Source organism: Pedobacter planticolens (assembly GCF_014172375.1).
GTDB lineage: Bacteria > Bacteroidota > Bacteroidia > Sphingobacteriales > Sphingobacteriaceae > Pedobacter > Pedobacter planticolens.
In genome coordinates this window covers 1,326,194-1,350,591 of sequence record NZ_WNXD01000002.1, presented here as the reverse complement: position 1 = coordinate 1,350,591, position 24,398 = coordinate 1,326,194, and the positions used below count along the sequence as shown (strand labels likewise).

General features: G+C 35.2%; 23 protein-coding genes and 1 tRNA gene. 11 read left to right on the top strand and 13 right to left on the bottom strand.

The window, feature by feature from the left end; genetic code table 11:
• Nucleotides 1–73: 73 nt before the first annotated feature.
• Nucleotides 74–1,324: a DUF2130 domain-containing protein gene (locus tag GM921_RS14685; protein ID WP_182923382.1), complete on the top strand. Its 1,251-nt coding sequence runs from the start codon at nt 74–76 to the stop codon at nt 1,322–1,324.
• Between the two features lie 97 nt (nt 1,325–1,421).
• On the opposite strand, the gene GM921_RS14680 is transcribed toward GM921_RS14685, so the two are convergent.
• The 10 genes from GM921_RS14680 to GM921_RS14635 all read right to left on the bottom strand — a co-directional run bounded on the left by GM921_RS14680 (nt 1,422) and on the right by GM921_RS14635 (nt 11,068).
• Nucleotides 1,422–1,904, bottom strand: a complete 483-nt coding sequence (locus tag GM921_RS14680; protein WP_182923381.1) for a GNAT family N-acetyltransferase — start codon at nt 1,902–1,904, stop codon at nt 1,422–1,424.
• 202 nt (nt 1,905–2,106) lie between these two features.
• A complete protein-coding gene (locus GM921_RS14675; RefSeq protein WP_182923380.1) occupies nt 2,107–4,494 on the bottom strand; it encodes a phosphocholine-specific phospholipase C in 2,388 nt (795 codons plus the stop codon).
• Between the two features lie 109 nt (nt 4,495–4,603).
• Nucleotides 4,604–5,470 (bottom strand): aldose 1-epimerase family protein, encoded by an 867-nt coding sequence (locus GM921_RS14670; RefSeq protein WP_182923379.1) that lies wholly within the window; start codon nt 5,468–5,470, stop codon nt 4,604–4,606.
• Between the two features lie 59 nt (nt 5,471–5,529).
• On the bottom strand, nt 5,530–6,537 hold the full coding sequence (locus GM921_RS14665) for an FAD:protein FMN transferase (RefSeq protein WP_182923378.1): 1,008 nt from the start codon (nt 6,535–6,537) through the stop codon (nt 5,530–5,532).
• An 8-nt stretch (nt 6,538–6,545) separates the two neighbouring features.
• Nucleotides 6,546–7,880 carry a Gfo/Idh/MocA family protein gene (locus tag GM921_RS14660; RefSeq protein WP_182923377.1) on the bottom strand — a complete coding sequence of 445 codons (1,335 nt, stop codon included), beginning with the start codon at nt 7,878–7,880 and terminating at the stop codon, nt 6,546–6,548.
• A 28-nt stretch (nt 7,881–7,908) separates the two neighbouring features.
• Nucleotides 7,909–8,871 (bottom strand): formylglycine-generating enzyme family protein, encoded by a 963-nt coding sequence (locus GM921_RS14655; RefSeq protein WP_182923376.1) that lies wholly within the window; start codon nt 8,869–8,871, stop codon nt 7,909–7,911.
• A 588-nt stretch (nt 8,872–9,459) separates the two neighbouring features.
• Nucleotides 9,460–9,711: a GIY-YIG nuclease family protein gene (locus GM921_RS14650; RefSeq protein WP_182923375.1), complete on the bottom strand. Its 252-nt coding sequence runs from the start codon at nt 9,709–9,711 to the stop codon at nt 9,460–9,462.
• A gap of 57 nt (nt 9,712–9,768) precedes the next feature.
• Nucleotides 9,769–9,843: transfer RNA gene (locus GM921_RS14645), tRNA-Val, on the bottom strand.
• A 148-nt stretch (nt 9,844–9,991) separates the two neighbouring features.
• Nucleotides 9,992–10,717: a DNA repair protein RecO gene (gene recO / locus GM921_RS14640; RefSeq protein ID WP_182923374.1), complete on the bottom strand. Its 726-nt coding sequence runs from the start codon at nt 10,715–10,717 to the stop codon at nt 9,992–9,994.
• A 3-nt stretch (nt 10,718–10,720) separates the two neighbouring features.
• Nucleotides 10,721–11,068 (bottom strand): diacylglycerol kinase family protein, encoded by a 348-nt coding sequence (locus tag GM921_RS14635; RefSeq protein ID WP_182923373.1) that lies wholly within the window; start codon nt 11,066–11,068, stop codon nt 10,721–10,723.
• A gap of 153 nt (nt 11,069–11,221) precedes the next feature.
• Between GM921_RS14635 and GM921_RS14630 the strand changes: the two genes are divergently transcribed.
• On the top strand, nt 11,222–13,576 hold the full coding sequence (locus GM921_RS14630) for an efflux RND transporter permease subunit (protein WP_235969846.1): 2,355 nt from the start codon (nt 11,222–11,224) through the stop codon (nt 13,574–13,576).
• Between the two features lie 3 nt (nt 13,577–13,579).
• Here the strand turns inward: GM921_RS14630 and GM921_RS14625 are convergent, their stop codons facing one another.
• Nucleotides 13,580–13,828 (bottom strand): isoleucyl-tRNA synthetase, encoded by a 249-nt coding sequence (locus GM921_RS14625; protein WP_182923372.1) that lies wholly within the window; start codon nt 13,826–13,828, stop codon nt 13,580–13,582.
• A gap of 11 nt (nt 13,829–13,839) precedes the next feature.
• The gene (locus tag GM921_RS14620; RefSeq protein WP_182923371.1) at nt 13,840–14,025 is read right to left on the bottom strand and encodes a hypothetical protein; all 186 of its coding nucleotides are present in this window, start codon (nt 14,023–14,025) and stop codon (nt 13,840–13,842) included.
• A gap of 81 nt (nt 14,026–14,106) precedes the next feature.
• Between GM921_RS14620 and ileS the strand changes: the two genes are divergently transcribed.
• From ileS to GM921_RS14595, 5 genes are all read left to right on the top strand, one after another.
• Nucleotides 14,107–17,502 carry an isoleucine--tRNA ligase gene (gene ileS / locus GM921_RS14615; RefSeq protein WP_182923370.1) on the top strand — a complete coding sequence of 1,132 codons (3,396 nt, stop codon included), beginning with the start codon at nt 14,107–14,109 and terminating at the stop codon, nt 17,500–17,502.
• 5 nt (nt 17,503–17,507) lie between these two features.
• A complete protein-coding gene (locus GM921_RS14610) occupies nt 17,508–17,891 on the top strand; it encodes a TraR/DksA family transcriptional regulator (protein ID WP_131551110.1) in 384 nt (127 codons plus the stop codon).
• Nucleotides 17,891–18,493, top strand: a complete 603-nt coding sequence (locus tag GM921_RS14605; protein WP_182923369.1) for a lipoprotein signal peptidase — start codon at nt 17,891–17,893, stop codon at nt 18,491–18,493. The genes GM921_RS14610 and GM921_RS14605 overlap by 1 nt, the downstream gene beginning before the upstream one ends.
• Nucleotides 18,494–18,595: 102 nt before the next feature.
• On the top strand, nt 18,596–19,288 hold the full coding sequence (locus GM921_RS14600; protein ID WP_182923368.1) for a 3-keto-disaccharide hydrolase: 693 nt from the start codon (nt 18,596–18,598) through the stop codon (nt 19,286–19,288).
• Between the two features lie 114 nt (nt 19,289–19,402).
• Nucleotides 19,403–19,924: a GNAT family N-acetyltransferase gene (locus tag GM921_RS14595; protein ID WP_182923367.1), complete on the top strand. Its 522-nt coding sequence runs from the start codon at nt 19,403–19,405 to the stop codon at nt 19,922–19,924.
• A 56-nt stretch (nt 19,925–19,980) separates the two neighbouring features.
• On the opposite strand, the gene ruvC is transcribed toward GM921_RS14595, so the two are convergent.
• Nucleotides 19,981–20,544 carry a crossover junction endodeoxyribonuclease RuvC gene (ruvC, locus tag GM921_RS14590; RefSeq protein WP_182923366.1) on the bottom strand — a complete coding sequence of 188 codons (564 nt, stop codon included), beginning with the start codon at nt 20,542–20,544 and terminating at the stop codon, nt 19,981–19,983.
• Nucleotides 20,545–20,586: 42 nt separating this feature from the next.
• On the opposite strand from ruvC, the gene GM921_RS14585 reads away from it, so the two are divergent.
• Genes GM921_RS14585 through GM921_RS14570 form a run of 4 tightly spaced genes read left to right on the top strand, consistent with a single transcriptional unit; the run spans nt 20,587 to nt 24,389 of the window.
• Complete coding sequence (locus GM921_RS14585; protein ID WP_182923365.1) at nt 20,587–21,564, top strand: hypothetical protein; 978 nt, start codon at nt 20,587–20,589, stop codon at nt 21,562–21,564.
• A 31-nt stretch (nt 21,565–21,595) separates the two neighbouring features.
• Nucleotides 21,596–22,684 (top strand): glycosyltransferase family 2 protein, encoded by a 1,089-nt coding sequence (locus tag GM921_RS14580; protein WP_182923364.1) that lies wholly within the window; start codon nt 21,596–21,598, stop codon nt 22,682–22,684.
• 2 nt (nt 22,685–22,686) lie between these two features.
• On the top strand, nt 22,687–23,775 hold the full coding sequence (locus GM921_RS14575) for an ABC transporter permease (RefSeq protein ID WP_182923363.1): 1,089 nt from the start codon (nt 22,687–22,689) through the stop codon (nt 23,773–23,775).
• A gap of 2 nt (nt 23,776–23,777) precedes the next feature.
• On the top strand, nt 23,778–24,389 hold the full coding sequence (locus tag GM921_RS14570; protein ID WP_182923362.1) for a ribonuclease HII: 612 nt from the start codon (nt 23,778–23,780) through the stop codon (nt 24,387–24,389).
• Nucleotides 24,390–24,398: the final 9 nt, after the last annotated feature.

Genomic DNA, 24,398 nt, shown 5'->3' with positions numbered 1-24,398 from the left:
GGCTGTAAAATCCTATCCATAATTTCTGTATTTTTGAATTCATCCAACAATTCGGATCACCAAAACACAGCACATGTCTACAGAAATAAAATGCCCTAATTGCAACCATACTTTTCCTATTGAAGAAGTAATGGCAGAAGAATACAAACAGGATTTGAGAGAGAAGATGGTTTCTTTTACCAAACAAAAAGAGGAGGAGTTCCAAAAAAAAGCTGAAGCTTTTGAGCAACAAAAGAAGCAACAAGAAGTTGCTTTTGAGCAGAAACTGATTCAAGAAAAAGCTGCTTTGCAAACATCTATGGCCGAAAATTTACGTAAAACAATTAGCGCAGATTTCGAGAATAAACTGAAAATGTCTGAAGATGCGAACAAAGAGAATGAGGAAAAACTAAAGCTGGCTCGTACTAAAGAGATTGAATTTTTAAAGAAGGAACAAGAGATTAAAACTCGTGAAGCCGAATTGGAATTAAGTATATCACGTAAACTACAAGAACAACGCGAAGAATTAGTTGCTCAAGTGCGCAAGCAAGAGTTAGAGAAGAATAATTTAAAAGATACCGAGCATCAGCTTCGCGTAAAAGAATTAGAAAAACAACTAGACGATCAGAAGAAACTGGCGGAAGAAATGAAGCGTAAAGCCGAGCAAGGTTCTATGCAATTGCAAGGCGAAGTACAGGAATTAATTTTAGAAGAATTATTGCGAAATACGTTTCCATTCGATTTAATTGAGGAAGTTGGTAAAGGTGTTCGCGGGGCGGATTGTGTGCATAATGTGCGTAATCAGTTTGGACAAGAATGCGGCCGAATTATTTACGAGAGTAAACGCACTAAAGATTTTTCGATGGAATGGATAGAGAAATTGAAAAAAGATATGAGGAGTATGGGTGTAGATGTTGCCGTAATTGTAACACAAGCTTACCCAAAGGGGATGGATTGCTTTGGAGAACGAGATGGCGTTTGGATTTGTTCTTTTGATGAAGTTAAAGCGGTTTCTTACATCCTAAGAGATGGAATTGTAAAGCTATTTGGCGCTACTAAAACGCAAGAAAACAAAGGCGATAAAATGCACATGCTCTATGATTACCTAAACGGAAACGAGTTCTCTGAACAATGGAAAGCTATCCGCGAAGGTTTTATGAGCATGAAATTATCTATTCAGCGAGAACGCGATGCAATGGAGCGTTTATGGAAAAGCAGAGAAAAACAATTAGAAAAAGTGTTGCTAAATGCAGCTCATATTCGTGGCTCTATCGAAGGAATTTCTGGTAATGATAATATCCAATTGAGCTTGGGCGATGAGGATGATGATTTGTTATTGGAGTAAGGAGTTATTATAAAATGATTTGTCATTCCGAGGCACGAGGAATCTAATAGGCAGATTTAGATCCTTCGCTTCGCTCTGGATGACAAAATATAACTTGTTACAACTTCTTCACCATCCAAATATCACAACCGAAATGCCCTGAATTACCTAGCGCATTACATTGGCGTTCAAAACCCAGCTTTTCGTACATGCTTACTGCTTGGTTTAGTTCTGGCATAGATTCTAAATAGATGTTTTGATAACCTAAGTCTTTGGCAGATGTAAAACATTTATCCATAATCGCTTTACCCAACCCTCTTCCTCTAGCTTCTGGATATAAATAAAGTTTCACTAATTCACATGTTCCTTCTGGCAGGTTTGCCGTCGGAAAAATCCCACCACCACCAATTACCTCTCCATTTTCTTCTATCACCCAATAAGCCGATTTAGGATTTTCAAACACAATTGATAAGTGATTTGTACTTTCATCAAAGTAAGCGGTACCAGGCTTATTCGCTTTAAATTCTGTTAAAACACTTTTTATTAGAGTGCTTAACGCTGCATCATCGCTTGGCTTAATTTGTCGTATAGTAGGTTGCATAGAGCAAAATTAATAAACTATTTTAAATCGTCCTTTGTCATGTCGTCATTCCCGTGAAAACGGGAATCGTAAAGCGGTGAAAAAGGCTTGCTACTGCATTACGATTCCCAATCGAGTTGAGAATGACGGGACGATTATGAGTATGAAGGAGGTTGCCGCAGTCGGTGAAGAACCTCTTTCGCAAGGACGAGCGTGTTAATTCTTACAAAATCCCTCCCATAAAAGGATCAGTTATAGAATCTTCTCCTGTTTCTACATGCCCTGCATAATGTTTTAAAAACTCACTACTACCCTGTACTAAAACCACAAAATCATACCACCCTTTACTTTTTTGAAGATTTAAAGTGATTGTTTTTTTACTATTTGCAGCAATAGTTATTTTTTTACTATTCGATTGATAAACCTCATCTTTAATCTGAACTTCTAAAGGAGAATTTCCTTTGTTTTCGAGTACTAACTGTAAATTACCAGTAACTTTTTTTACTATTCCGCTTTGCTCATATAAGCATTCTACATTTAAAGCAGGATCATTTTTAGTTCCCTTAAACTGTCTGTAAAAACCATTAGGACCGTTAACCGCTAAATCATATACTTCATTTTTAAAGTTTGTAATTTCCCAGTTATCTTCAATTTTATCTCCAGCTTTAACAGCGTACGACCAAGTTTTACCCGGGTCGTTTTTGTAAATCCCTTTCGTGTACACATTAAATGCAGCGCCAACGGCAGCTAACTTTTGCCCGAAAGCGGTTTTACCAGAGGCGAAGTTTAAGTTTATTGCGGTTTTATCTTCGTTCAATGCTCCATCTACAAACAATTGATAGGGTAACGCACAAGCTAATCGAGTTCCTTTTTCTTGTACAGGTGCAAATTCAGATGCTTCTTTATGAAATGGCGGCAACGAATTTATCTTCTCAATTTCTGCTGTTGATAATGCTGTTGGCGTTACTTGAGCAGGTTTAGATTTTGCATTTTGTATATCGCCTATTACTTTATCTCTTTTCAGCCTTGCTGGAGTATTGATATTCTCGCCAGTATACGGTCTAAATATGGATGTTAAATCTCCGCAAATCGCCCTGCGCCAAGGACTAATGTTATCACTTTTAATTTTCTTCCCAGTTTTATGGCTCAAGAAATTTTCTAAAAACATTAATGAAGAAGTATGATCAAAAACTTGCGAATTTACATAGCCACCTTTGCTCCATGGCGAGGCAACCATCATGGGTACGCGGTAACCTAAACCTATCGGGCTACCTTTTTTAAACTCATAATCGGCCCAAGGTTCTAATCCTTCGCTCACTTTACCTGTCGATAGATCTTCTGGCTTTGGTGGCACAAAAGGTGCCAAATGATCAAAATAACCATCATTTTCATCATATGTTAAAATGAAAATAGTTTTCTTCCAGACCTCTGGATTTTTGGTTAAAATATCTATCGCTTCCGAAACATACCACGTACCATATAGCGGCGAACTGGTATGATCTGAAAAACGTTGAGGAGCAACTAACCATGAAACCGTTGGCAACTTTCCAGTATCTACGTCTTTTCTAAACTGTTCAAAAACATCTTCCTTCGGGATGTTTAGCGTTTCTGTTTTGCCTTCGTCGTTTGTGAATGTAAAAGGTGCTAATTTTAAATAATCAGGATTATCAATATTGGTGGTAAATGCTTTATTAATTAGATTTTTTTCGCGTTGCGAGAGCTGATTATATTTTGCTAAAACTTCATCAACTGTCAACACTGGGTGACTGGTTTTATCTCCATTTTTACGGAAATAAGCTGATAATTTAACGTTATGGCGACTAACATATTCCAAAGGATTATCGCCGTAGTTACCCAACCAATCGTCAATTTCTCCGTCTTTATCTAAGCTATTAAGTCCGGCAGTCCATAATTCATTTTGATAAACTTTCCAAGATACATCATTATCCTCCAACAATTCTGGAAAAGTTTGCCAGTCTACAAATACATTATCCTGCGATTCTGCTTGCGAATTATTAACCACCGCAACTGAATTTCCATTTTGTTCTGGTCTAATTGTGCCAGTCCAAAAGAATAGTCTATTTGGTGTTGTTCCTGTTAGCGACGAGCAAAAATGATGATCGCAAATTGTAAAAGCATCAGCCATTGCGTAATAAAAAGGAATATCTTCTCGCTTGTAATAAGCTAAAGTCATTAGCGATTTTACTGGCACCCATTTATCGTATTTCCCTTTATTTCTTGCCGCAACTTGATCTGACCATGAGTGTGCCAAACCACCTTGCCATGTAATTTTGGTTTTATTTATATCTACATGAAATGGTGCATAAGTTTTTCCCTTTTCATCGCTTTGCAACCATACTTTATTTTGATTGGGTAGTGTTTTAGCTCTCGGATCATTAAAGCCACGCACTCCTTTCATTTTACCAAACATATGATCGAACGAACGGTTTTCTTGCATCAAAAAAACGATATGTTCTGCATCATAAAACGTGCTGCCGGGTTCGGCATTTATGGCCATTGCCTTTTGTATAGACATTGGAATTACGTTTGCAGCGCCAAAAACACTTGATAATAATGCTGCTTTTTTTATAAAGTCTCTTCTCGAATCCATTGTTTATATTTTTTTACGGGGAATAGGAATTAGAAAATGGGAAATAGTTGTGATGTTTAGTTTCCAGTCTATTTCCTATTCTCTATTTCCCGCCATCTTTTTCTCTTTTTTAAAAACAGGTTACTTGCCAAGTTCTCTTCCATTCTTGTTTCGCGGCTAACGTAACTATACCTTCTTTATCTTTTAATTGTTGATTATGGTTTATGCCATCGGCGATGCCACACCAAGGTTCTAAACACACAAAATCTGCATCTTTTGCTGCCCAAATACCGAAGTAAGGAAAGTCTTTAAAATTGAATGCTAAACCGTTGTAATTTTTAGTGTTTAAAATGGAAATGCTATCACTCTTTAAGTTTTTAATGACTAGAGCATCATCGTAAAACAAGTTGTGTTGTAAGGTAAGTTTGCCTTCATCTAGTTTTAAAACAGATTTTTTATCTGAAATTAAATTATCCACAATGTGATAATATGTTAATTCAATGTCGTTATTAAAAGATAAAAAGTAGTCGGTATATGTGCCTTGTTTATTTAAAGGAACAGCAAACGCTGGATGACCACCGATAGAGAATAACAATTCTTTTTCTGCTGGATTAGTTACTTCATACGTACACGATAAACTTGCGCCTGAGAGCTTATAACGCAAACTTAATTTAAACTCGAAAGGATAAACTTTTAGAGTTTCATCACTATGTGTGAGTGTAAAAAGGATTTCTTGTTCGTTGATATGATGGTATTCAAATTCCATATCTCGGGCAAACCCATGTCGGGATAATTGATAGGATTTATCTTCGAATTGATAGGTATTGTCTTTTAATGCTCCAACTATTGGAAATAAAACAGGGCTAAACTTGCCCCAATAATTGGCATCGCCGCTCCACATGTATTCGGTTAAACTATTTGTACCTAAAATACTTTGTAACTCTGCGCCTTTTGCCGCAAAAGATACTTTTATATGTTCATTCTCTATAAAAATCATAATGGTTTAAAAATAGAAAATTGGGATTTGATGATTACGAAATTAACATTAAATAACATTTAATTGATAATCATCTTTCTAAAACCAGCGCTTAGCGTATCAGCTATTTTACCATCCGGTTTTTTATAAATAAGGTAGGCTTCTAAATTTTTATGTGCTTCTACAAAGGTTAGTGCCTCTTTTACAGTCATGCCCATCAGTACATTGTCGTAACCATCTGCAGTTATAGCATCGGGTGCAAAAACAGTTGCGCTTATCATTTCGTTATCTAATGGATAACCCGTTTTAGCATTAATTAAATGAGAGATTTTTTTTGATCCGTTAGTTAAATATTTACGGTAATTACCCGATGTGGTTACGGCGCCTTCTGTAAATGACATAATGTGTTTAATGCTTGGTTCTGCATTTGGGGTTTCACTTGGTCCTTCGATACCAATACGCATCGTTTTACCATCTGGTTTAGGTCCTTTCACACGTAATTCTCCACCAATTTCTACGACAAATATTTTAATGCCTTTGGTGAGCATAAAATCTGCCACTACATCTACCGAATAGCCTTGTGCAATTCCATTTAAATCTATGCTGATACAGGATTTCTTTTTGGTGAGGTAATCTTTTGTGAGCTCAAGTTTATCCATTCCAACGCATTGCATAATGTTTTCGATGGTTTGCGTATTTGGTTTTTCTGTTAATGATTTAGGTCCGAAACCCCAATATTGCACTAAAGGCGCCACAGTAATATCGAATATGCCTTTGCTATCTTTAAAAATCTCAAATGATTTCTGAACTACTTTTGCAAAATGAGAATCTAATTCTATTCCTGTTTCAGATTTATTAAATTTATTGATGGCTGAATTAGGTTTGTACAGCGACATGGATAAATCAATCACATTTAAAATACTATCTACTTGCGTTTGAGTAACTAGACTATCGATAGCAAAATAGCTGATCGAATAACTTGTTCCTTGTGCATAACCACTCATTTTAAACTCCCGCAAAGGCAAATGATTTGTCGCGGAAAGAAAAATAAAGGGTACTAATAAAAAGTATTTTAAACGTGATTGCATTTAAGGTTTTACGATTGACCTAACACTTTGGTTTTACCCGGCATAGCTATGGTGTAAAGTCCATTTGCGTCTGGCAATGATTTTGGTTTAGCATCCCAACTTAATTGTTCTGGGAAAAGGCTGTTTTCTGCTTTTAAGGCATCATCCCATTTAATAACTTCTCCAGAATAAGTTGCATAACGACCAACTATTGCGGTAAAGCAACTTTTAGCAGCTCGCTCTGCATCCCAAAATTTATATTCGTTATTTGTAATCGCTGCAAATAATTCGTCGTGCTCTGTTTGGTAGGGATTTGCATTTCCTTTTCTATCATGATTATAGATTTCCTTGCCTTTATGATCCCATAAAATTCCAGAATTATTGGCCGAAAGATAAACCTTGCCTTTTGTGCCTTGGAAACTTTCATCCACACGATTATTTGTGCCTTCAAAGTGTCGGCATTGACTATAAATTACAGATCCATCTGCGTAAGTAAGTTCTACTGCATGGTTATCGTAAATTTCTCCGTAATTTTTTCCAGTTCTCCAAGCTCTACTTCCAGTACCTTGAATAGAAACAGGATATGCATTTTTTACCCAATTGGCAATATCTATATTATGTACGTGTTGCTCTACAATGTGATCGCCACATAACCAATTAAAGTAATACCAATTGCGCATTTGATATTCCATTTCAGTTTGACTTGCAGTACGTGGTTTTACCCAAACGCCACCACTATTCCAATACACTTGGCCAGAAACAATATCCCCAATTTTACCATCTTCAATTCGCTTTAAAACCTCTCTATAATTGGTTTGATACCTGCGTTGTAAGCCAACCACTACATTTAGCTTTTTCTGTTTTGCTAATTCTGCAGCCGCTAAAACTTTTCTAATTCCTGGAGAATCTACCGCCACAGGTTTTTCCATGAAAACATGTTTCCCTTGTTTTATTGCTTCTTCAAAATGAATTGGTCTGAAACCTGGAGGAGTTACCAACAAAACAACATCTGCCAATGCAATAGCTTGTTTATAGCCATCTAAACCAACAAATTGACGTTCTTTTGGCACATCAACTTTTGCTCCGAATTTAGTGGAAATTGCTTTATAACTATTATCTAAGCGATCTTGAAAAGCATCAGCCATTGCTACCAATTTTAAATTAAACTTGGTGCTTAAAGCTTGAAAAGCAGCGCCAGTTCCTCTATCTCCACAACCTATTAAAGCAATTTTAATGGTATCATCGTTAGAAGAAGAAGGCATGCCAGCCCAAGAATAGCCGCTCATCATTACACCGCCTGCTACAAGAGCAGAGGTTTTTAAAAACTCTCTACGTTCATTACGTATTTTGTCGTTATCAGTCATTAGTTTAGGTTTTATTTGTGTGTTTTGGTTAATAATCTGCTATAGGAGGGCGGTTATAGTAGGCGTCAATTTCTTCTTTTGTTGGTGTATTAACTGGTCGTACTAAGCGTATACCAATAAAAGGCGCCTCTGGAAACCACCAATTGCTTTTAGGAATTTGTGGGTCAATTTGTTTCCAAACCGGATCAGATGCTCTTCTTGCCGCAGAGCGAAGTGCTTTTGCATCGTCTTCATAAGAACCCCCACGAATAACTAACGGATACAATTTATCGGCAAGTGCTACTGGGTTTTTAACTTCTGTTTGACCAGAACTTGCATAAAAATCGGATTTGTATTCATCGTATGTCCATTCGGCAACATTACCAAGCATATCATACAAACCCCAAGCATTTGGTTTTTTTAAGCCGACTTCATGCGTTTTCTTTTCGCTGTTTGCACTAAACCAAGCATACTCGTTTAGTTTTTTACTGTCATTACCGAAGTAATAATCTTCATTGTTTCCTGCTTTGCAGGCATATTCCCACTCTGCTTCGGTTGGCAGACGATAAAAAACTCCTGTTCTGGCATATAACCATTTACAAAACTGGATCGCGTTATATTGAGTCATTGCCAATGCTGGATGATTTTGTTTACCCATACCAAAAGTCATATCTAAGTATGGTTTTGTTGGTCGCGTAACGGCATCAACTTGCGCAGAAACTGAAGCGGTATTATTTACTTCGTAATCTTTGTAGAGAAAAGGTTCAAAAATATCCCAAGTTATTTCCACTTTACTCATCCAAAAGGGATCGAGTTTTACTTTATGGATTGGTTTTTCATCGGCATTGCCATTTTTACTGCCCATTAAAAAATCACCATCAGGTATGGCTTGCATCTCAAATGAAAGTTTTGTGCCTTCTAATTTTTGTGTATAGGTTTCGTGCTTTTGTTGTGCTTGTAATTGAAGGCAGATTAACGTCAAAAAAAGTAGTATTCCAAACTTAATATTCATGACTTTAAAAATAGAAAAACAAAGTCAGAATTAAAACGCAGATATTAACTAAGGATGGACATTTTTTAGCTAATAATGTGTTTAAATACGCTTTTTCGTACCCAAAGATGGTTTAATGCATCAAAAAAAGTATTGTAAAAAAAGAGATATAATATAACAGCTGAATTAACAGTTCAAAGGCAAATTAATTATCGAGAACTTCTCAGGTTACAAGTTAAACAAAAAGAGAACAAGTTTTTACCTTAAGGTTCGCTTCGAGTTAAGGTGATAGTAAGACCATATTAAATCCGCGTATAGTCCGCATTTTTACGCAATAATGCGGACTATACGCGGACTATATGCGGACTTACTCCCTAGTTGATATAACTGAATCTCCTAAAGGCATGCTTGATTTACATAGCAGAATTAAAGGTGAACTAGGCAGAAAGCAAAGATTAAATGGTAAATCTTAATGTGTTTTCTCGGTAATTTGTAAAAACTGTATGAGGGCTTTAGGCATAAAAAAAGCCTCTCATTTTGCAATGAAAGGCTTTTGGTGGGAAATGAGGGGTTCGAACCCCCGACCCTCCCGACTGAAATGTCGGGATGCTATGAACAAGCTGAGCTAATTAATTTTTCAATCATCTTCCTGCTTTTCCACTTTTTTATTGCCCGTTCTTTTGCATAAGCTTTTTCTTTTGCATCGAAAACTTCTTTGTAAACAACAACCCAATCGCCTGTATGGCCCGTAAAACCTGAGTGGTTTGAGTTATGAGTTTTTAACCTATCTACTAAATCTCCAGTTGAACCAACATAATATCGATCTCGAGCTTTAGAATATAAAATATAAAGGTAGAACATGCTTAAGGATAGAATTTTAAACATAAAAAAAGCCCTAGATTTCTCTAAGGCTTTTAGTGGGAAATGAGGGGTTCGAACCCCCGACCCCCTCGGTGTAAACGAGGTGCTCTGAACCAGCTGAGCTAATTTCCCGGTCTTTTAAAAGTTAATTAGTTTAGTTATCCAACATCTAATTTCCCTTTTGGCTTCCCTAACGTTAAAAACTAAATAAATGTTCCTTCGTTTTGGGAATGCAAATATAGTGTCTTCTATCTGTTTTGCAAAAATAATTTTACTTTTTTTAAGAAAGTACATCTTCCAGTATTTGATGAGATTTAATTTGGCCAAAAGAAGCTGTATGTAACATATAGTAAACCAATATTTTATCTAAAATTAGCCGCCTAATTTTGTTATCAATTTTTATTTCATTTAATTTTTCAAATGGTGTAGTAAACAATAATAAAAAGCAATCAGCCTCAGTTTTATTAATAAAGTAAGGATGAATTGGAGGTATAGAAGTAAAATCTCCTTCCTGTAAATCGAAATATTTTTGATCGTTACGAGTTTGAGCTTGTGGCGCAAAACCTAAAAATCGCGATAGCTTTAGCAAAAAAGCTAAATGAAAATTTATGTTCGGTTCATCAGTTTCATCAAACCAGCTAATTGCATTGTAAATAAAATCAAAAAGGTTTTCATCGGTATTTTGCTGGCGGATACTTTTATATAATACCTCATTTAAAAATTGAACAATTGTATTTTTAATTACATGATAAGGAATGGAACGAAAAACAGGTGATGGTCGGGCTTCCGCTACGCGTTGAATTTGTGTATTTGTTTTATGATAAACTACCATATCCAATAAATGCAGAGGTTGCAAAACATTCATTGGTATTTTCGCCTTTGCTTTTTTTACCCCGTTAATCAAGTACGATTGTATGCCAAATTTGTCCGTAAAAACTTGAGCAATTACACTGCTCTCGCTATACAAAGTAGTTTTTAAAACAATTCCACGGGTTTTGTGTAGCATCTATTAAATCAGCTTTGGAACAAAAATAAGTAATCCTATACTTAACGCAAGCAAAGCTGATATTAAAACCGCAGCCGCCGAAATATCTTTAATTGCTCCAGCTTTTGTATGTTGTTGTGGTGAGACTAAATCTACCAAAACCTCAATCGCTGTATTAATTAATTCCATAATAAGGACAAATGCGATTGCTAGGATAATCCACAACCATTCTGTAATCGATAGATTGAGGTATAGTCCTAATGCTATTGCCAAAACTCCAGAAAAACAATGAATTTTAAAGTTTAGTTGTGTTTTAAAAGCATACGCTAAACCTTTGAACGCATAAAAAAAACTCTTTAAAAACCTTTTCATGATGATGCTAAAATACACCAAAATTGTGGGAAGATGTATTTCTATACAAAACAATACCGCTTTTTTTATGTTAAACTAGAGTGAAATATCGGTGTAGATTTTGCAATTGAGCCATTTTTATACTTTCTTTACCTTTTTAAAACGCAGTTGATTATGTGGGCTAAACTCTCTAGAGCTATACTTCAAAACCGAATTCTTATTATCCTCTTTTTTCTTGTCGCTACCCTATTTATGGCGTGGCATGCCCGAAATTTAAAACTTTCTTATGCTGGCAGTAAAATTTTACCGCTAACCGACTCGGTTTTTATTAAGTACAACACTTTTAAAAAGACGTTTGGCGAAGATGGGAGTGTGATGGTTTTAGGTGTTCAAAGCCCAGACATTTACAAAAAAGAAAACTACAATAAGTGGATACAATTATCAGATGAAATCCAAAAATTAAAAGGAATAAAAGGAGTTTTATCTATAGGAAAGCTGTTCGAATTACAAAAAGACACGGTTAATCAAAAGTTTGTGGTTAGTCCAATTCCAAGTGGTTTGGTAAAAACTGATGGAGAAATGGATTCGCTTAAAAGCAAAATACAGGGAATGCCTTTTTACAGCGGACTATTATTCAACAAAGAAAGTAATGCTACGTTAATGGCCATTACCTTCGATATTAAAATATTAAATTCCGTTAATAGAAATCCGATATTAAAAGAGATTGAAGCAAAAGCTCAGGCATTTGAAAAAAGCACCAATATACAAGTTCATAAATCTGGTTTGCCATTTATTAGAACCGCAACGAGCAAGCTAGTTTCTAATGAGTTCGTGTTGTTTTTAGGCTTATCAATATTAGTTTCTGCATTGATATTATTAATCTTTTTTAGAAGTTTTTACGCCGTATTCTTCCCTATTCTAGTCGTAATTATGGGTGTAATATGGAGTATTGGCACCTTAGTTTTATTTGGTTATGAGATTACCATTTTAACTGGGTTAATTCCCCCACTGATTGTAATTATTGGCATTCCAAATAGTATTTTACTGTTAAATAAGTACCATAACGAACTTAAAAAACATGGCGATAAACAAAAAGCTTTAGCCATTACGATTGAAAGGATTGCTGTTACCACATTAATTGCGAATGTAACCGCAGCCATTGGTTTTGGTGTATTGTATTTTACAGGCAGCGAATTATTAATGCAATTTGGTAGTGTAGCTGCTTTAAATGTAATGTTTACGTGGTTAATGTGTTTATGTTTAATTCCAATTATTTTCAGCTATTTACCAATACCAAAAGGTAAAGCAAATACGCCGCACATACCTAATTTTTTAGATCATTTATTGGCAAAAACCGATGTATTGGTTCAACAAAAAAGTGTGTTAATTTATGTTGCAACATTCATTTTAACTGCCATTTCATTTATCGGGATTTACAAAATAAATATAAATGGGTATGTAGTAGATGACTTACCCAAAAGCTCACAAATTTTAACAGATTTAAAGTTTTTTGAAAAGAATTTTGAAGGAATTTTACCGCTAGAAATTAGTGTCGATACTAAGAAAAAGAACGGAATTTTAAGTATTTCAACACTAAATAAAATTGATAAAATGGAAAGGATGATTGCTTCCTATCCAGAATTTTCACGTTCTATTTCTTTAAATACTGGGCTTAAATATGCATCTCAAGCATTTTATAATGGCGATTCTGCATTTTATCGTTTACCAACTGATATTGAAAAGAATTTCATTTTAGCTTATGCCGCCAACTCTGGTAAAGGTAACGGAAACATGCTAACTAATTTTGTAGATAAGGATAAACAAACTGCTCGTGTTAGTTTTCAAATGGCTGATATTGGCTCCAAACGTTTAGATGCAGTTTTAGTAGAACTTAAACCTCGCATCGATTCTATTTTATCGCCCAAACGCTACAATGTAACCTTAACAGGATCAAGTATTATTTTCTCAAAAGGAACAGATTATTTGTTAAAACATTTATTCGAGAGCATCGGATTAGCAATTGTTTTAATTTCTCTTTTACGTTTAGCACAATTTAAAAGTTTGGGTATTATGTTCATCTCTTTATTACCAAATATTGTCCCTTTGGTAATTACAGCAGGGCTGATGGGCTTTTTCCATATCCCCCTTAAACCATCAACAATTTTAATTTTTACCATCGCTTTTGGCTTAGCTTCCGATCAAACTATTTACTTTTTAACACGCTATCAGCAAGAATTAACACTAACAAATTACAGTGTTGCAAAGGTGGTTTCAGATACCATTCGTGAAACTGGAGTAAGCATGACACACATCGCATTAATTTTATTCTTTGGATTTGGAATTTTTACAGCGTCTACTTTTGGTGGCACTGTAGTTTTAGGATTACTACTTTCCATCACCTTAATTGTGGCTTTAGTGTTCAATTTAACCTTATTGCCAGCACTAATGCTGTGGTTAGATGCTAAGAAAACACGTAAATTAATTCCTGCAGAAGAAGTTGCTAGAAATGAAGAAAAGATAGATCATTAAATTTTAAAGTAGATTTTCGTCCTTTTCAACAGGTTTCAGTTCAACTTCTTCACCCTCATTATCCACTTTTTTTGCAAATAAAATTGGATAAAGAAATAACAATGAACCGATAATTAAAAGTGCTCCAGAAACACCAAGCACAAAATTACTCCCTGCTATTTTATTACTACTCATAATTTGAGCAGCAATAAGAGCCAAAATCCCCAAAATAATGGCGAGTACGGCTTTCTGCAATTTCAAAACTTTTAGCATATCTCTGAGCTTTAGATTTTCTTTCGCTTTAACATGCTCATAATAACAAAGATTAAACCAATAAGTTCTAATAACATGGTAAAAATAAGCAGTGCAATAGTCAATGTTTCATTGCTGTTTTTAAGCAAAATTGCAGCAGGCATTAATACCACTGCAGCAACCATAAATATAAGTCCGGTTTTTAGTCGTTTTTCCATAAAACAAATTGACTTCAAAACTACCAAAATTCATTCTAAAACCTTAGCTTTGCATCCTTAATTTTTGAAGATACTTGATTGATGTATAGGGAATTTAAAACTTTAGAACTAGCTAAAATAGGAGAAGAAATACTTAAATTTTGGAAGGAGAAAATGATATTTGAAAAAAGTATCAGCACTCGCTCAAAAGCTAAGCCTTTTACTTTTTATGAAGGTCCGCCTTCTGCAAACGGAATGCCTGGCATTCACCACGTTATGGCTCGTGCTATTAAAGATATTTTTTGTCGTTACAAAACCCTAAAAGGTTACCAAGTTAAACGCAAAGGCGGATGGGATACTCACGGTTTACCAATTGAGCTTGCTGTTGAGAAAAAATTAGGTATTACTAAAGACGATATCGGCAAGAAAATTTCTGTAGAAGAATACAACTCTGCTTGTAAAGAAGAGGTAATGCGTTACACTGATGTTTGGAACGACCTTACCGAAAAAATGGGATATTGGGTTGATTTACAAAACCCTTACGTTACATATCACAATGAATATATCGAAACCCTTTGGTGGATTTTAAAATCATTCTACGAAAAAGGATTATTATACAAAGGATATACCGTACAACCTTACTCGCCTGCTGCAGGAACCGGATTAAGTTCTCACGAATTAAATCAACCTGGAACTTACCGTGATGTAAGTGACACAACTGTTGTTGCTCAGTTTAAAGCAATTAATGAAACTTTACCTGCTGCTTTAAAAGCTTTCGGAACAGTTCACTTCTTAGCTTGGACAACCACTCCTTGGACTTTACCAAGTAATACTGCATTAACCGTTGGCCCAAAAATCGATTATGTTTTAGTTAAAACTTTCAATCAATATACGTTTGAGCCAATACAAGTTATCTTGGCAAAAGCTTTAGTAGGCAAACAGTTTGCAGGTAAATACTTTTTAGCAGCCGCTGATGAAGATTTTACCAACTACAAAGCAGAAGACAAAAAAATCCCTTATTCAATATTAGGCGAATTTGTAGGTGCTAATTTAGTTGGCATTAAATACGAACAATTATTACCTTATGCATTACCGTACCAAAACCCAGAAAATGCGTTTAGAGTAATTTCTGGAGATTTCGTAACTACGGAAGATGGAACTGGTATTGTTCACACTGCTCCTACTTTTGGTGCAGATGATGCTCGAGTTGCTAAAATGGCAACTCCAGAAGTACCACCAATGTTGGTGTTAGATGATAAAGGTAATGCTGTTCCTTTGGTAGATTTACAAGGAAAATTCATTGCAGCCTTAGGTGGGAATTATGGCGGAAAATACGTTAAAAACGAATATTATGCAGATGGCGAAGCTCCAGAGAAATCTGTTGATGTAGAATTAGCCATCCAATTAAAAGAAGAAAACAAAGCTTTCAAAGTAGAAAAATACGTTCACACTTATCCGCATTGCTGGCGTACAGATAAACCAGTTTTATATTATCCGTTGGATAGTTGGTTTATTAAAACTACAGCCGTTAAGGAGAAAATGGTAGAACTGAATAAAACCATTAACTGGAAACCTGAAGCTACTGGAACTGGTCGTTTTGGAAACTGGTTAGAGAATTTGGTAGATTGGAATTTATCTCGTTCCCGTTACTGGGGTACACCTTTGCCAATTTGGCGCACAGCGGATGGTTTGGAAGAAAAATGTATTGGTTCTATAGCAGAGCTGAATGCAGAAATCCAAAAATCTATTGATGCTGGTTTTATGCCTGCAGGTTTTGAATTAAAAGATATGCATCGTCCTTATGTTGATGATGTAATTTTAACATCAGCCAAAGGCGAAAAAATGACTCGCGAATTAGACCTTATTGATGTTTGGTTTGATAGTGGAGCAATGCCTTACGCACAATGGCACTTCCCTTTTGAAAACAAAGAAGAATTTGAAAACGCTTATCCAGCAGATTTTATAGCCGAAGGCGTTGATCAAACTCGTGGTTGGTTCTTTACTTTACATGCAATCGCTGTAATGTTAAGCGAAAGTAGCGATGAAATTAAAGCCATCAACAAACATGTAAATAATTTAGGTGTTGCGTATAAAAATGTAGTTTCTAACGGATTAGTATTGGATAAAAACGGCAATAAAATGTCTAAACGTTTAGGCAATGCTGTTGATCCATTTAGCACGATAGCTACTTATAGCGCAGATGCTACGCGTTGGTACATGATTTCAAACGCTTCCCCATGGGATAATTTGAAATTTAGTTTAGAAGGATTGGACGAAGTTCGTCGTAAATTCTTCGGAACACTTTACAATACCTATTCTTTCTTTGCGCTTTATGCAAATATCGACAAGTTTGAAATTGATTTAGAAAACCAAACTCCTATAGCTCAAAGAAGTGAATTAGACCGTTGGATTTTATCATTACTGCAAACATTAATTAAAGAAGTTGATGAAAGTTACGAAGCTTATGAGCCGACTAAAGCTGCTAGAGCTATTCAAACTTTTGTTGATGAACATTTAAGTAATTGGTATATCCGTTTATCTCGTCGTCGTTTTTGGAAGGGCGAAATGACGGAAGATAAAAAAGCTGCTTACGAAACGTTGTTTACGTGTTTAATGACCATTTCTCAAATCATGAGCCCAGTTGCTCCATTTTTTGCAGATTGGTTGTACATTAGATTAACAGAGGCAAATCCTGAAATTCATACAGCAAAATCTGTACACTTAACCATTTGGAACGAAGTTGATGAAACATTAATCGACTTTGATTTAAATGAACGCATGGAATTGGCACAAAACATTTCTTCGATGGTTTTATCACTACGCAAGAAAATGGGCATTAATGTTCGTCAGCCTTTGGCAAAAGTGCTTATTCCAGTTTTGGATGATAGTTTTCAAACCAAAGTTGAGTTGGTTAAAGATTTAATTTTATCGGAAACCAACATTAAAGAAATCGATTTTATTAAAGATACCGCTGGTTTTATTAAGAAAAAAGTAAAACCAAACTTTAAAGCATTAGGCGCAAAAGTTGGTAAGGATATGAAATTGGTAACGGAAGCAATTAATACCATGTCGCAAGAAGATTTAGCGAAATTTGAGCGAGATGGCTCGATTTCTGTACTAGATACTAAATACTCAATACTTCTTTCGGATGTAGAAATTATTGCTGAGGACATACCGGGTTGGCAAGTAACCAACTTAGGGAATTTAACTGTTGCTTTAGACGTAAATATTACAACAGAGTTGAAACAAGAAGGATTATCGCGTGAGCTAATTAATCGTATTCAAAACTTAAGAAAAGAGTTGAATTTTGAGGTAACGGATCGCATAACTGTAAATTTACAACACGATAATATACTAACAGACGCAGTAATGCAAAACAAAGCATACATTTGCGCAGAAATTTTAGCTGACGATTTAATTTTATCGGAAAGCATAGATAATGGAAACAAAATAGTAATTGAAGATGTTGAACTACAAATTTCGATTGCAAAACAATAAATAATATGGAAAAAACTGAGAAAACCCGCTATTCTGATAGCGAATTACAAGAGTTTAAAGAGCTGATCCAAGGAAAACTAAAAAGTTCAAGGGAAGAGTTCCTTTCACTAACCTCATCGTTAAGTAGCCCAAATTCGCACGGAACAGAAGATACTTCTGGTGCTTACAAAACGTTAGAAGATGGTTCTGCTACTTTAGAAAAAGAACAAATTAACCAATTAGCTGCTCGTCAGAAGAAATTTATTGACAACTTAGAGGCTGCTTTGGTTCGTATTGAAAATAAAACTTACGGTATTTGCAGAGAAACTGGAAAATTAATCCAAAAAGAACGCTTACGTGCTGTGCCTCACGCTACGTTAAGTATGGAAGCTAAATTGAAACAAGGTTAATGAAAGGATATACAAAACCCTTACTACTTATTTTTCTGGTATTAATCGCTGATCAGGTTTTAAAAACTTGGATTAAAACACATATGTTTTTAGGTCAGGAATTTAAAATTATTGGCGATTGGTTTATTATCCATTTTACCGAAAATAACGGTATGGCATTTGGATTAGAGTTTGGCGGCGAATTTGGCAAGCTGGCTTTATCTTTATTTAGAGTACTTGCTGTGGCTGGAATTGGATATGGCTTGCATTATTTAATTAAACGCAAATATCACCGTGGATTAATATTAAACGTTGCTTTGATTTTTGCCGGAGCTTTGGGTAATATTATCGATTCGGTATTTTATGGTGTGATTTATAAATATGAAACCCTTTTCCACGGAAGAGTAGTTGATATGCTTTATTTTCCAATTGTTAAAGGAACATTTCCATCTTGGTTTCCAATATGGGGCAACGAATCGTTTGAATTCTTCCGCCCGGTATTTAATTTAGCAGATGCAGCGATTTCTGTTGGTGTAATTGCTATTTTAATATTCCAAAAAAGTTATTTCAAAGAAGAAGTGAAAGACGAAATCGGAATAAATAATGAAACAGTAGAAGATTAATTAGATTTACGAATTACGATTTTATAAAGCCACACAGCAAATTGTTGTGTGGCTTTTTTAATTTAGATGATTATATTTGGGGAAGACCAAATCTTATAAATCATGCAAAAATTCAAGCTCATCCTAATTTTTTATGTAACTGGATTATCTATATCTCCAGCTATCGCTCAACAAAAAAGTCTTTTTGACGGAAAAACTTTAAACGGCTGGCATGCCGATGTACCTGCAAAAGATAAAGATCCAAAAACTCCAGATGCTTTTATTGTGAGAAATGGAATGTTGGTTAGTCTTGGCGATCCGAGAGGTCATTTAATTACGGATGCTATTTATCAGAATTACCGTTTGGAAGTAGAATATCGCTTTGCTGGAAAACCAGGAAATTGTGGTGTTTTAATTCATGCTTCAACACCAAGAGCTTTGTATGGTATGTTTCCAAAATCTTTAGAAGTGCAAATGCAACATCAAGATGCTGGCGATTTTTGGTGCATTGAAGAAGATATTACTGTTCCTGATATGGAGGCTCGTCGTGGACCGAAGGAAAATTGGGGAGTTAATGGCAATAAATTACGCAGAATTAAAAACCTAACTGATGGTAGTGAAAAACCTTTAGGTGAATGGAATACGATGGTAATTGAATGCTTTAAAAATTCAGTGAAGGTTTGGGTTAATGGAGTTTTAGTTAACGAAGGAACAAATTGCACAGTAGATAAAGGTCAGATTGCATTACAAGCAGAAGGCTCAGAAGTTGAGTTTAAAAAGTTGCTATTAAAGCCGATTAAAAAGTTGAGCAAATAAATCGGTCGTCACCCTGAATTTATTTCAGGGTCTTTCCTGCAAGCCAGATGCTGAAATAAATTCAGCATGACGTTATGCCTAGACAAATTTCCAAAAAAATAATAATACATTCTGATGAATTTCGATTTACAACCTACGCTTGAAAATGAGCTGATTAAAATTGTTCCATTACAAGCGGATGATTTTGAAAAGTTATATGCAGTAGCTTCAGACCCATTGATTTGGGAACAACATCCTAATAAAAATCGTTACCAAAGAGAAGTATTTCAGAATTTCTTTAAGGGTGCGATGGAATCCAAAGGAGCTTTTTTAGTGTATGAAAAAGAAACTGGAAAAATTGTTGGAAGTTCTAGGTATTACGAATTAGATGAAGAAAACAGTTCTGTAGCTGTTGGTTATACTTTTATTGGAAGAGAGTATTGGGGCAAAGGTCATAACAAAGCGTTAAAAAACTTAATGTTTGACTATGCTTTTCAATTTGTAGATAAAATAATCTTGCACATTGACGAAACTAATTTCAGATCGCAAAAAGCAACAGAAAAATTAGGTGCTAAAAAAATTGGAGAGTTGGAAGTGGCTTATTACGGGGAGCCTATTAAGTTAAATTTTGTTTATCAAGTAGATAAACCGGTTTAATTCCTTTACACTCGTCATACCCAACTCGATTGGGTATCGTAATGCGATAAAAATTCTTACTTAATCCTTTTCTTATTATCCTTCGCAAAAGCATCCCAACCTGAATAAGATTTACCAGTAGTGCTAGTATTTATTCGTTGAAACGAATGACAAACTGCAACAGCCAAACCATCGGTAGCATCTAAAAACTCTGGAGTTTCTTTAAAACCTAACAACGTTTGCAACATGGCAGCAACTTGCTCTTTACTTGCAGTTCCTTTACCAGTTATGGATTGTTTAATTTTTCGAGGGGCATATTCAGTAACCATAATATTTCTCGATAAAGCAGCAGCCATCGCAATTCCCTGAGCCCTACCTAGTTTTAACATAACCTGAATGTTTTTACCATAAAATGGAGCCTCAATAGCCAAAACATCAGGTTTATATTCGTCAATTAAAGCAATTGTTTTCTCAAAAATGCGTTGAAGTTTTAAGAAGTGATCATCTAAATGATTCATTTTTACAATGCCCATGTCAACCAACTCTATTTTATTTCCTTTTTCTAAAACAATACCGTAACCCATAATGGCTGTACCTGGATCGATACCCATAATTACGCGTTCCTTTTTTTCAACCAACATAAAACAATATTAAGCATATTTGCACAATCAAAAAGCAAAAATTTGACACCTCAATACAAAAAAATATTTTCCATCAGTATTAAAATCGCGATTGTAGTTTTTGCATTTTGGTTTATTTATGTAAAACTGATCGCTAATAACGATTTAAAGAAATTTATCTCGTTATTAAATGCAATGCCCAAAGCTCAAGTCTGGACAATACTTTCTATTGTTACTGCTTTAATGTTAGTAAATTGGGGTTTAGAAGCCATAAAATGGAAACGATTAATTAAACAAGTCGAGCCGATAAGTTTATGGTTAGCTATCGAATCTGTTTTTTGCGGATTAACGTGGGCCGTTTTCACTCCAAATAGATTAGGGGAATATGGCGGTAGAGTATTTTTTCTTTCACCCAAAAGGCGAATAGTTGGTGTAGTAGCTATGGCTGTAGGTAACATTGGTCAGTTAGTATTAACCAACGTTTTTGGTGCAATTGCAGTTTGTATTTTCATTTACAGATTTACACCGTTAGACCATCGTTTATTTTTAGCAGTTTGTGCCATAGCCATTGGATTTTGCTTGTTCTTTATCGTATTCTTCTTCAACATTAAATGGTTAAATGGCATTTTATTATCCATGCGTTTTACCAGAAAGTATAAAAAGTTCTATTCTATTTTAGCTCGATACAAAAAAGCCGAATTACTTAAAATTTTACTTTTTTGCCTAGCTCGATATTTAGTTTTTAGCACACAATATTTCATCATGTTTATGTGGCTAATTCCTGAACTTCATTTTTTAGATATCATGATGCTAGTTAGTATTTTATTCTTTGTTCAATCGTCATTACCATCGTTAGATTTGCTAGATATTGGCATTAGAAGCATCACAGCCTTGTTTTTCTTTAAATATATAACGCAACAAAATACCGCTGTTGTGGCATGTATTGCAAGTATTTGGCTCATCAATATCATAATTCCTGCTATATTAGGGTCGTATTTCGTTTTTAAACTCAATTTCTTTGGAAGTAATCAGCGTACTTAGTTATTTTACCGTCTTTTTAACCTTAATTTATATGTTTGTCGTAGGCACATTTATAAGAGGTTGGACAAAAATTATCCCGTATAAACGAAATGATAACGTTGCAAAAACGAAAGTATCAATACTAATTGCTGCCCGTAATGAAGAAGATAAAATAGGTAAAACCCTTGATGATCTTTTAGCGCAAGATTACGATAAAAACCTTGTAGAAATTATTGTAATTGATGATCATTCTACCGATAAAACCTCACAAATTATAGCTTCTTATGCAAATGCAGGAGTAAAACTAATTCAACTTAATGAAGCTAACGCTTTAAACTCTTACAAGAAAAAAGCAATACAAACTGCGATAGGTGAAGCAACCGGCACACTCATTATTACAACCGATGCAGATTGTAGAATGGGGCCTAATTGGTTAAAAACCATTGTCAATTATTACGAAACCAATCATTTTAAAATGATTTCATCGCCTGTGGCGTATTTTGAGGAGAAAAGTTTCTTCGAAAGAATACAAACCTTGGAGTTTTCTTATTTAATTGGTTTAGGCGCATCAACCATTGGCAACAACAATCCCAGTACCTGCAACGGAGCAAATTTAGCTTACGAAAGAGAAGCATTTTTTGAAGTTGGGGGTTTTAAGGGAATTGATGATTTAGCCTCTGGCGATGATGAATTACTTTTACATAAAATGGCTGCTATTTACGAAGGGAAAATAGGTTTCTTAAAAAACATAGACGCAGTAGTTTATACACATGCAAAACCAACAGTAAGCGAATTTATACAACAACGTAAACGTTGGGCATCTAAAAGCACACGCTATAAAGACAAACTAGTTATTGTATTAGGCATAAGTATTTGGTTATTTAACCTCAGCATTATTATAAATGCGCTTTTGGCAATTATTTTCCCTCATGGAGAAAGTGGATGGTTTTTACTTTTTCAGTTGATTTGCAAAATTGGTATCGAATTAATCTTTTTAACTAGTGTAACCAATTTCTTTAAACGGAAACAATTGTTAGTTTTACTTCCAATAATGAATCTTTTACATGTTTTATATTTCGTTTATATTGGTATTGCTGGAAACTCAGGGAAATACCACTGGAAAGGTAGAATGGTTAAATAAGTATGAATAATAACAGTCCTTCAAAAAAAATATGGAATAGATTTAAACGCAATAAACTAGCGTTTGGAGGATTGATATTTATTCTTTTATTAATGGTAATGGGTATTTTAGGCTATTTAATTACGCCAGATCAAACGCCTTATGCAAATACAATGCATCTGCAAATCACTAATAAAAAACCTGGCAGATCTTTCAATTTTCTAATCATTAGCAGAAATAACAGCATAAAAAAGGTAAACGTATTTGAGAAAATGCTGTATGGGCAAGAAGCCAACTTTAAAAGCATTCCAATTACATCTTATCGCCCAGTGGGAAATAAAGTATATGCCAGAGAGTACATTGGCGATGATGAACAAGCCGAAGAAATTGCTTATCCTTTAGTTTCTGGTGCAAATCGTTATACACAGGCTTTTTATTTAGGCACAGATATTTACGGACGAGATTTGTTAAGTAGATTAATTTTAGGCATCCGCGTTTCGCTTTCTGTAGGGTTAATGGCAGTATTAATTTCACTATGTATTGGCGTAAGTTTAGGCGCAATTGCAGGTTATTTTGGCGGCAAAACCGATGCAAGTATTAGTTGGTTTATGAATGTAATTTGGGCATTGCCCTCTTTATTGCTAGTTATCGCCATATCTTTTGCATTAGGCAAAGGCTTTTGGCAAATCTTCATCGCCGTTGGCTTATCAACATGGGTAGATGTTGCACGCTTAGTTCGCGGACAAGTGATGGCGCTAAAAGAAGTAGAATTTGTAGAAGCAGCCAAGGCATTGGGCTTTTCTACAAGTCGCACTATTGCAAAACATATTTTACCCAACATCGCCGGACCAATATTAGTTGTCGCATCAGCAAACTTTGCATCAGCTATTTTATTAGAAACCGGCTTAAGCTTTTTAGGTTTTGGTGCACAACCACCCATGCCAAGCTGGGGAACCATGATAAAAGAACATTACGGCTACATTATTATGGATGCTGCTTATTTAGCCATTTTACCAGGTTTGGCAATTATGCTTACCGTTTATGCTTTCAATTTATTGGCCATTGGCTTACGCGATGCATTTGATGTAAAAGGACAAAACGTTAGTGTTTAATTATGTTATTAAACAGTTATCAGCAAGAATTTATAGAAGCAGGTTGCGATGAAGCAGGTAGAGGTTGCCTTGCCGGACCAGTATTTGCCGCTGCCGTAATCTTGCCAAAAGATTTTTACCTAGAAGGATTAAATGATTCGAAGAAACTCACACATCGCCAACGCGAAAACTTACGACCACTTATAGAAAAACAGGCAATAGCTTGGGCAGTAGCTACAGTAGATCATGAAGAAATAGATCAAATTAACATATTAAATGCTTCCTTTTTAGCTATGCACAGGGCGATAGAAAAACTAAGCATCCAGCCGCAATATTTAAGTATAGATGGAAATCGTTTCAAAACCTATCCTCAAATACCACATAGTTGCATTGTAAAAGGCGATGGAAAATATCTAAACATCGCGGCAGCATCCATTTTAGCAAAAACGCATCGTGATGAATTTATGACTAAGCTCGGCATAGATTATCCTCAATACAATTGGCAACAAAACAAAGGTTACCCAACAATAGCTCACCGAAAAGCAGTTATAGCAAACGGACTATCGCCATTCCATCGTAAAACTTTTACTATTAGCGATCCACAATTACGACTCCCTTTTGAACAAGAACTATAATTCGTAATT

Bases quoted from the DNA above. Each gene is read 5' to 3' on its own strand.
- GM921_RS14625 (WP_182923372.1), bottom strand. From the start codon at position 13,828: ATGCTAAAAGTTTTGAAATTGCAGAAAGCCGTACTCGCCATTATTTTG.
- ileS (WP_182923370.1), top strand. From the start codon at position 14,107: ATGTATAGGGAATTTAAAACTTTAGAACTAGCTAAAATAGGAGAAGAA.
- GM921_RS14635 (WP_182923373.1), bottom strand. From the start codon at position 11,068: ATGAAAAGGTTTTTAAAGAGTTTTTTTTATGCGTTCAAAGGTTTAGCG.
- GM921_RS14595 (WP_182923367.1), top strand. From the start codon at position 19,403: ATGAATTTCGATTTACAACCTACGCTTGAAAATGAGCTGATTAAAATT.
- GM921_RS14600 (WP_182923368.1), top strand. From the start codon at position 18,596: ATGCAAAAATTCAAGCTCATCCTAATTTTTTATGTAACTGGATTATCT.
- GM921_RS14605 (WP_182923369.1), top strand. From the start codon at position 17,891: ATGAAAGGATATACAAAACCCTTACTACTTATTTTTCTGGTATTAATC.
- GM921_RS14650 (WP_182923375.1), bottom strand. From the start codon at position 9,711: ATGTTCTACCTTTATATTTTATATTCTAAAGCTCGAGATCGATATTAT.
- GM921_RS14685 (WP_182923382.1), top strand. From the start codon at position 74: ATGTCTACAGAAATAAAATGCCCTAATTGCAACCATACTTTTCCTATT.
- GM921_RS14610 (WP_131551110.1), top strand. From the start codon at position 17,508: ATGGAAAAAACTGAGAAAACCCGCTATTCTGATAGCGAATTACAAGAG.
- ruvC (WP_182923366.1), bottom strand. From the start codon at position 20,544: ATGTTGGTTGAAAAAAAGGAACGCGTAATTATGGGTATCGATCCAGGT.
- GM921_RS14575 (WP_182923363.1), top strand. From the start codon at position 22,687: ATGAATAATAACAGTCCTTCAAAAAAAATATGGAATAGATTTAAACGC.
- GM921_RS14675 (WP_182923380.1), bottom strand. From the start codon at position 4,494: ATGGATTCGAGAAGAGACTTTATAAAAAAAGCAGCATTATTATCAAGT.
- GM921_RS14665 (WP_182923378.1), bottom strand. From the start codon at position 6,537: ATGCAATCACGTTTAAAATACTTTTTATTAGTACCCTTTATTTTTCTT.
- GM921_RS14660 (WP_182923377.1), bottom strand. From the start codon at position 7,880: ATGACTGATAACGACAAAATACGTAATGAACGTAGAGAGTTTTTAAAA.
- GM921_RS14670 (WP_182923379.1), bottom strand. From the start codon at position 5,470: ATGATTTTTATAGAGAATGAACATATAAAAGTATCTTTTGCGGCAAAA.
- GM921_RS14620 (WP_182923371.1), bottom strand. From the start codon at position 14,025: ATGGAAAAACGACTAAAAACCGGACTTATATTTATGGTTGCTGCAGTG.
- GM921_RS14630 (WP_235969846.1), top strand. From the start codon at position 11,222: ATGTGGGCTAAACTCTCTAGAGCTATACTTCAAAACCGAATTCTTATT.
- GM921_RS14580 (WP_182923364.1), top strand. From the start codon at position 21,596: ATGTTTGTCGTAGGCACATTTATAAGAGGTTGGACAAAAATTATCCCG.
- GM921_RS14655 (WP_182923376.1), bottom strand. From the start codon at position 8,871: ATGAATATTAAGTTTGGAATACTACTTTTTTTGACGTTAATCTGCCTT.
- GM921_RS14680 (WP_182923381.1), bottom strand. From the start codon at position 1,904: ATGCAACCTACTATACGACAAATTAAGCCAAGCGATGATGCAGCGTTA.
- recO (WP_182923374.1), bottom strand. From the start codon at position 10,717: ATGCTACACAAAACCCGTGGAATTGTTTTAAAAACTACTTTGTATAGC.
- GM921_RS14570 (WP_182923362.1), top strand. From the start codon at position 23,778: ATGTTATTAAACAGTTATCAGCAAGAATTTATAGAAGCAGGTTGCGAT.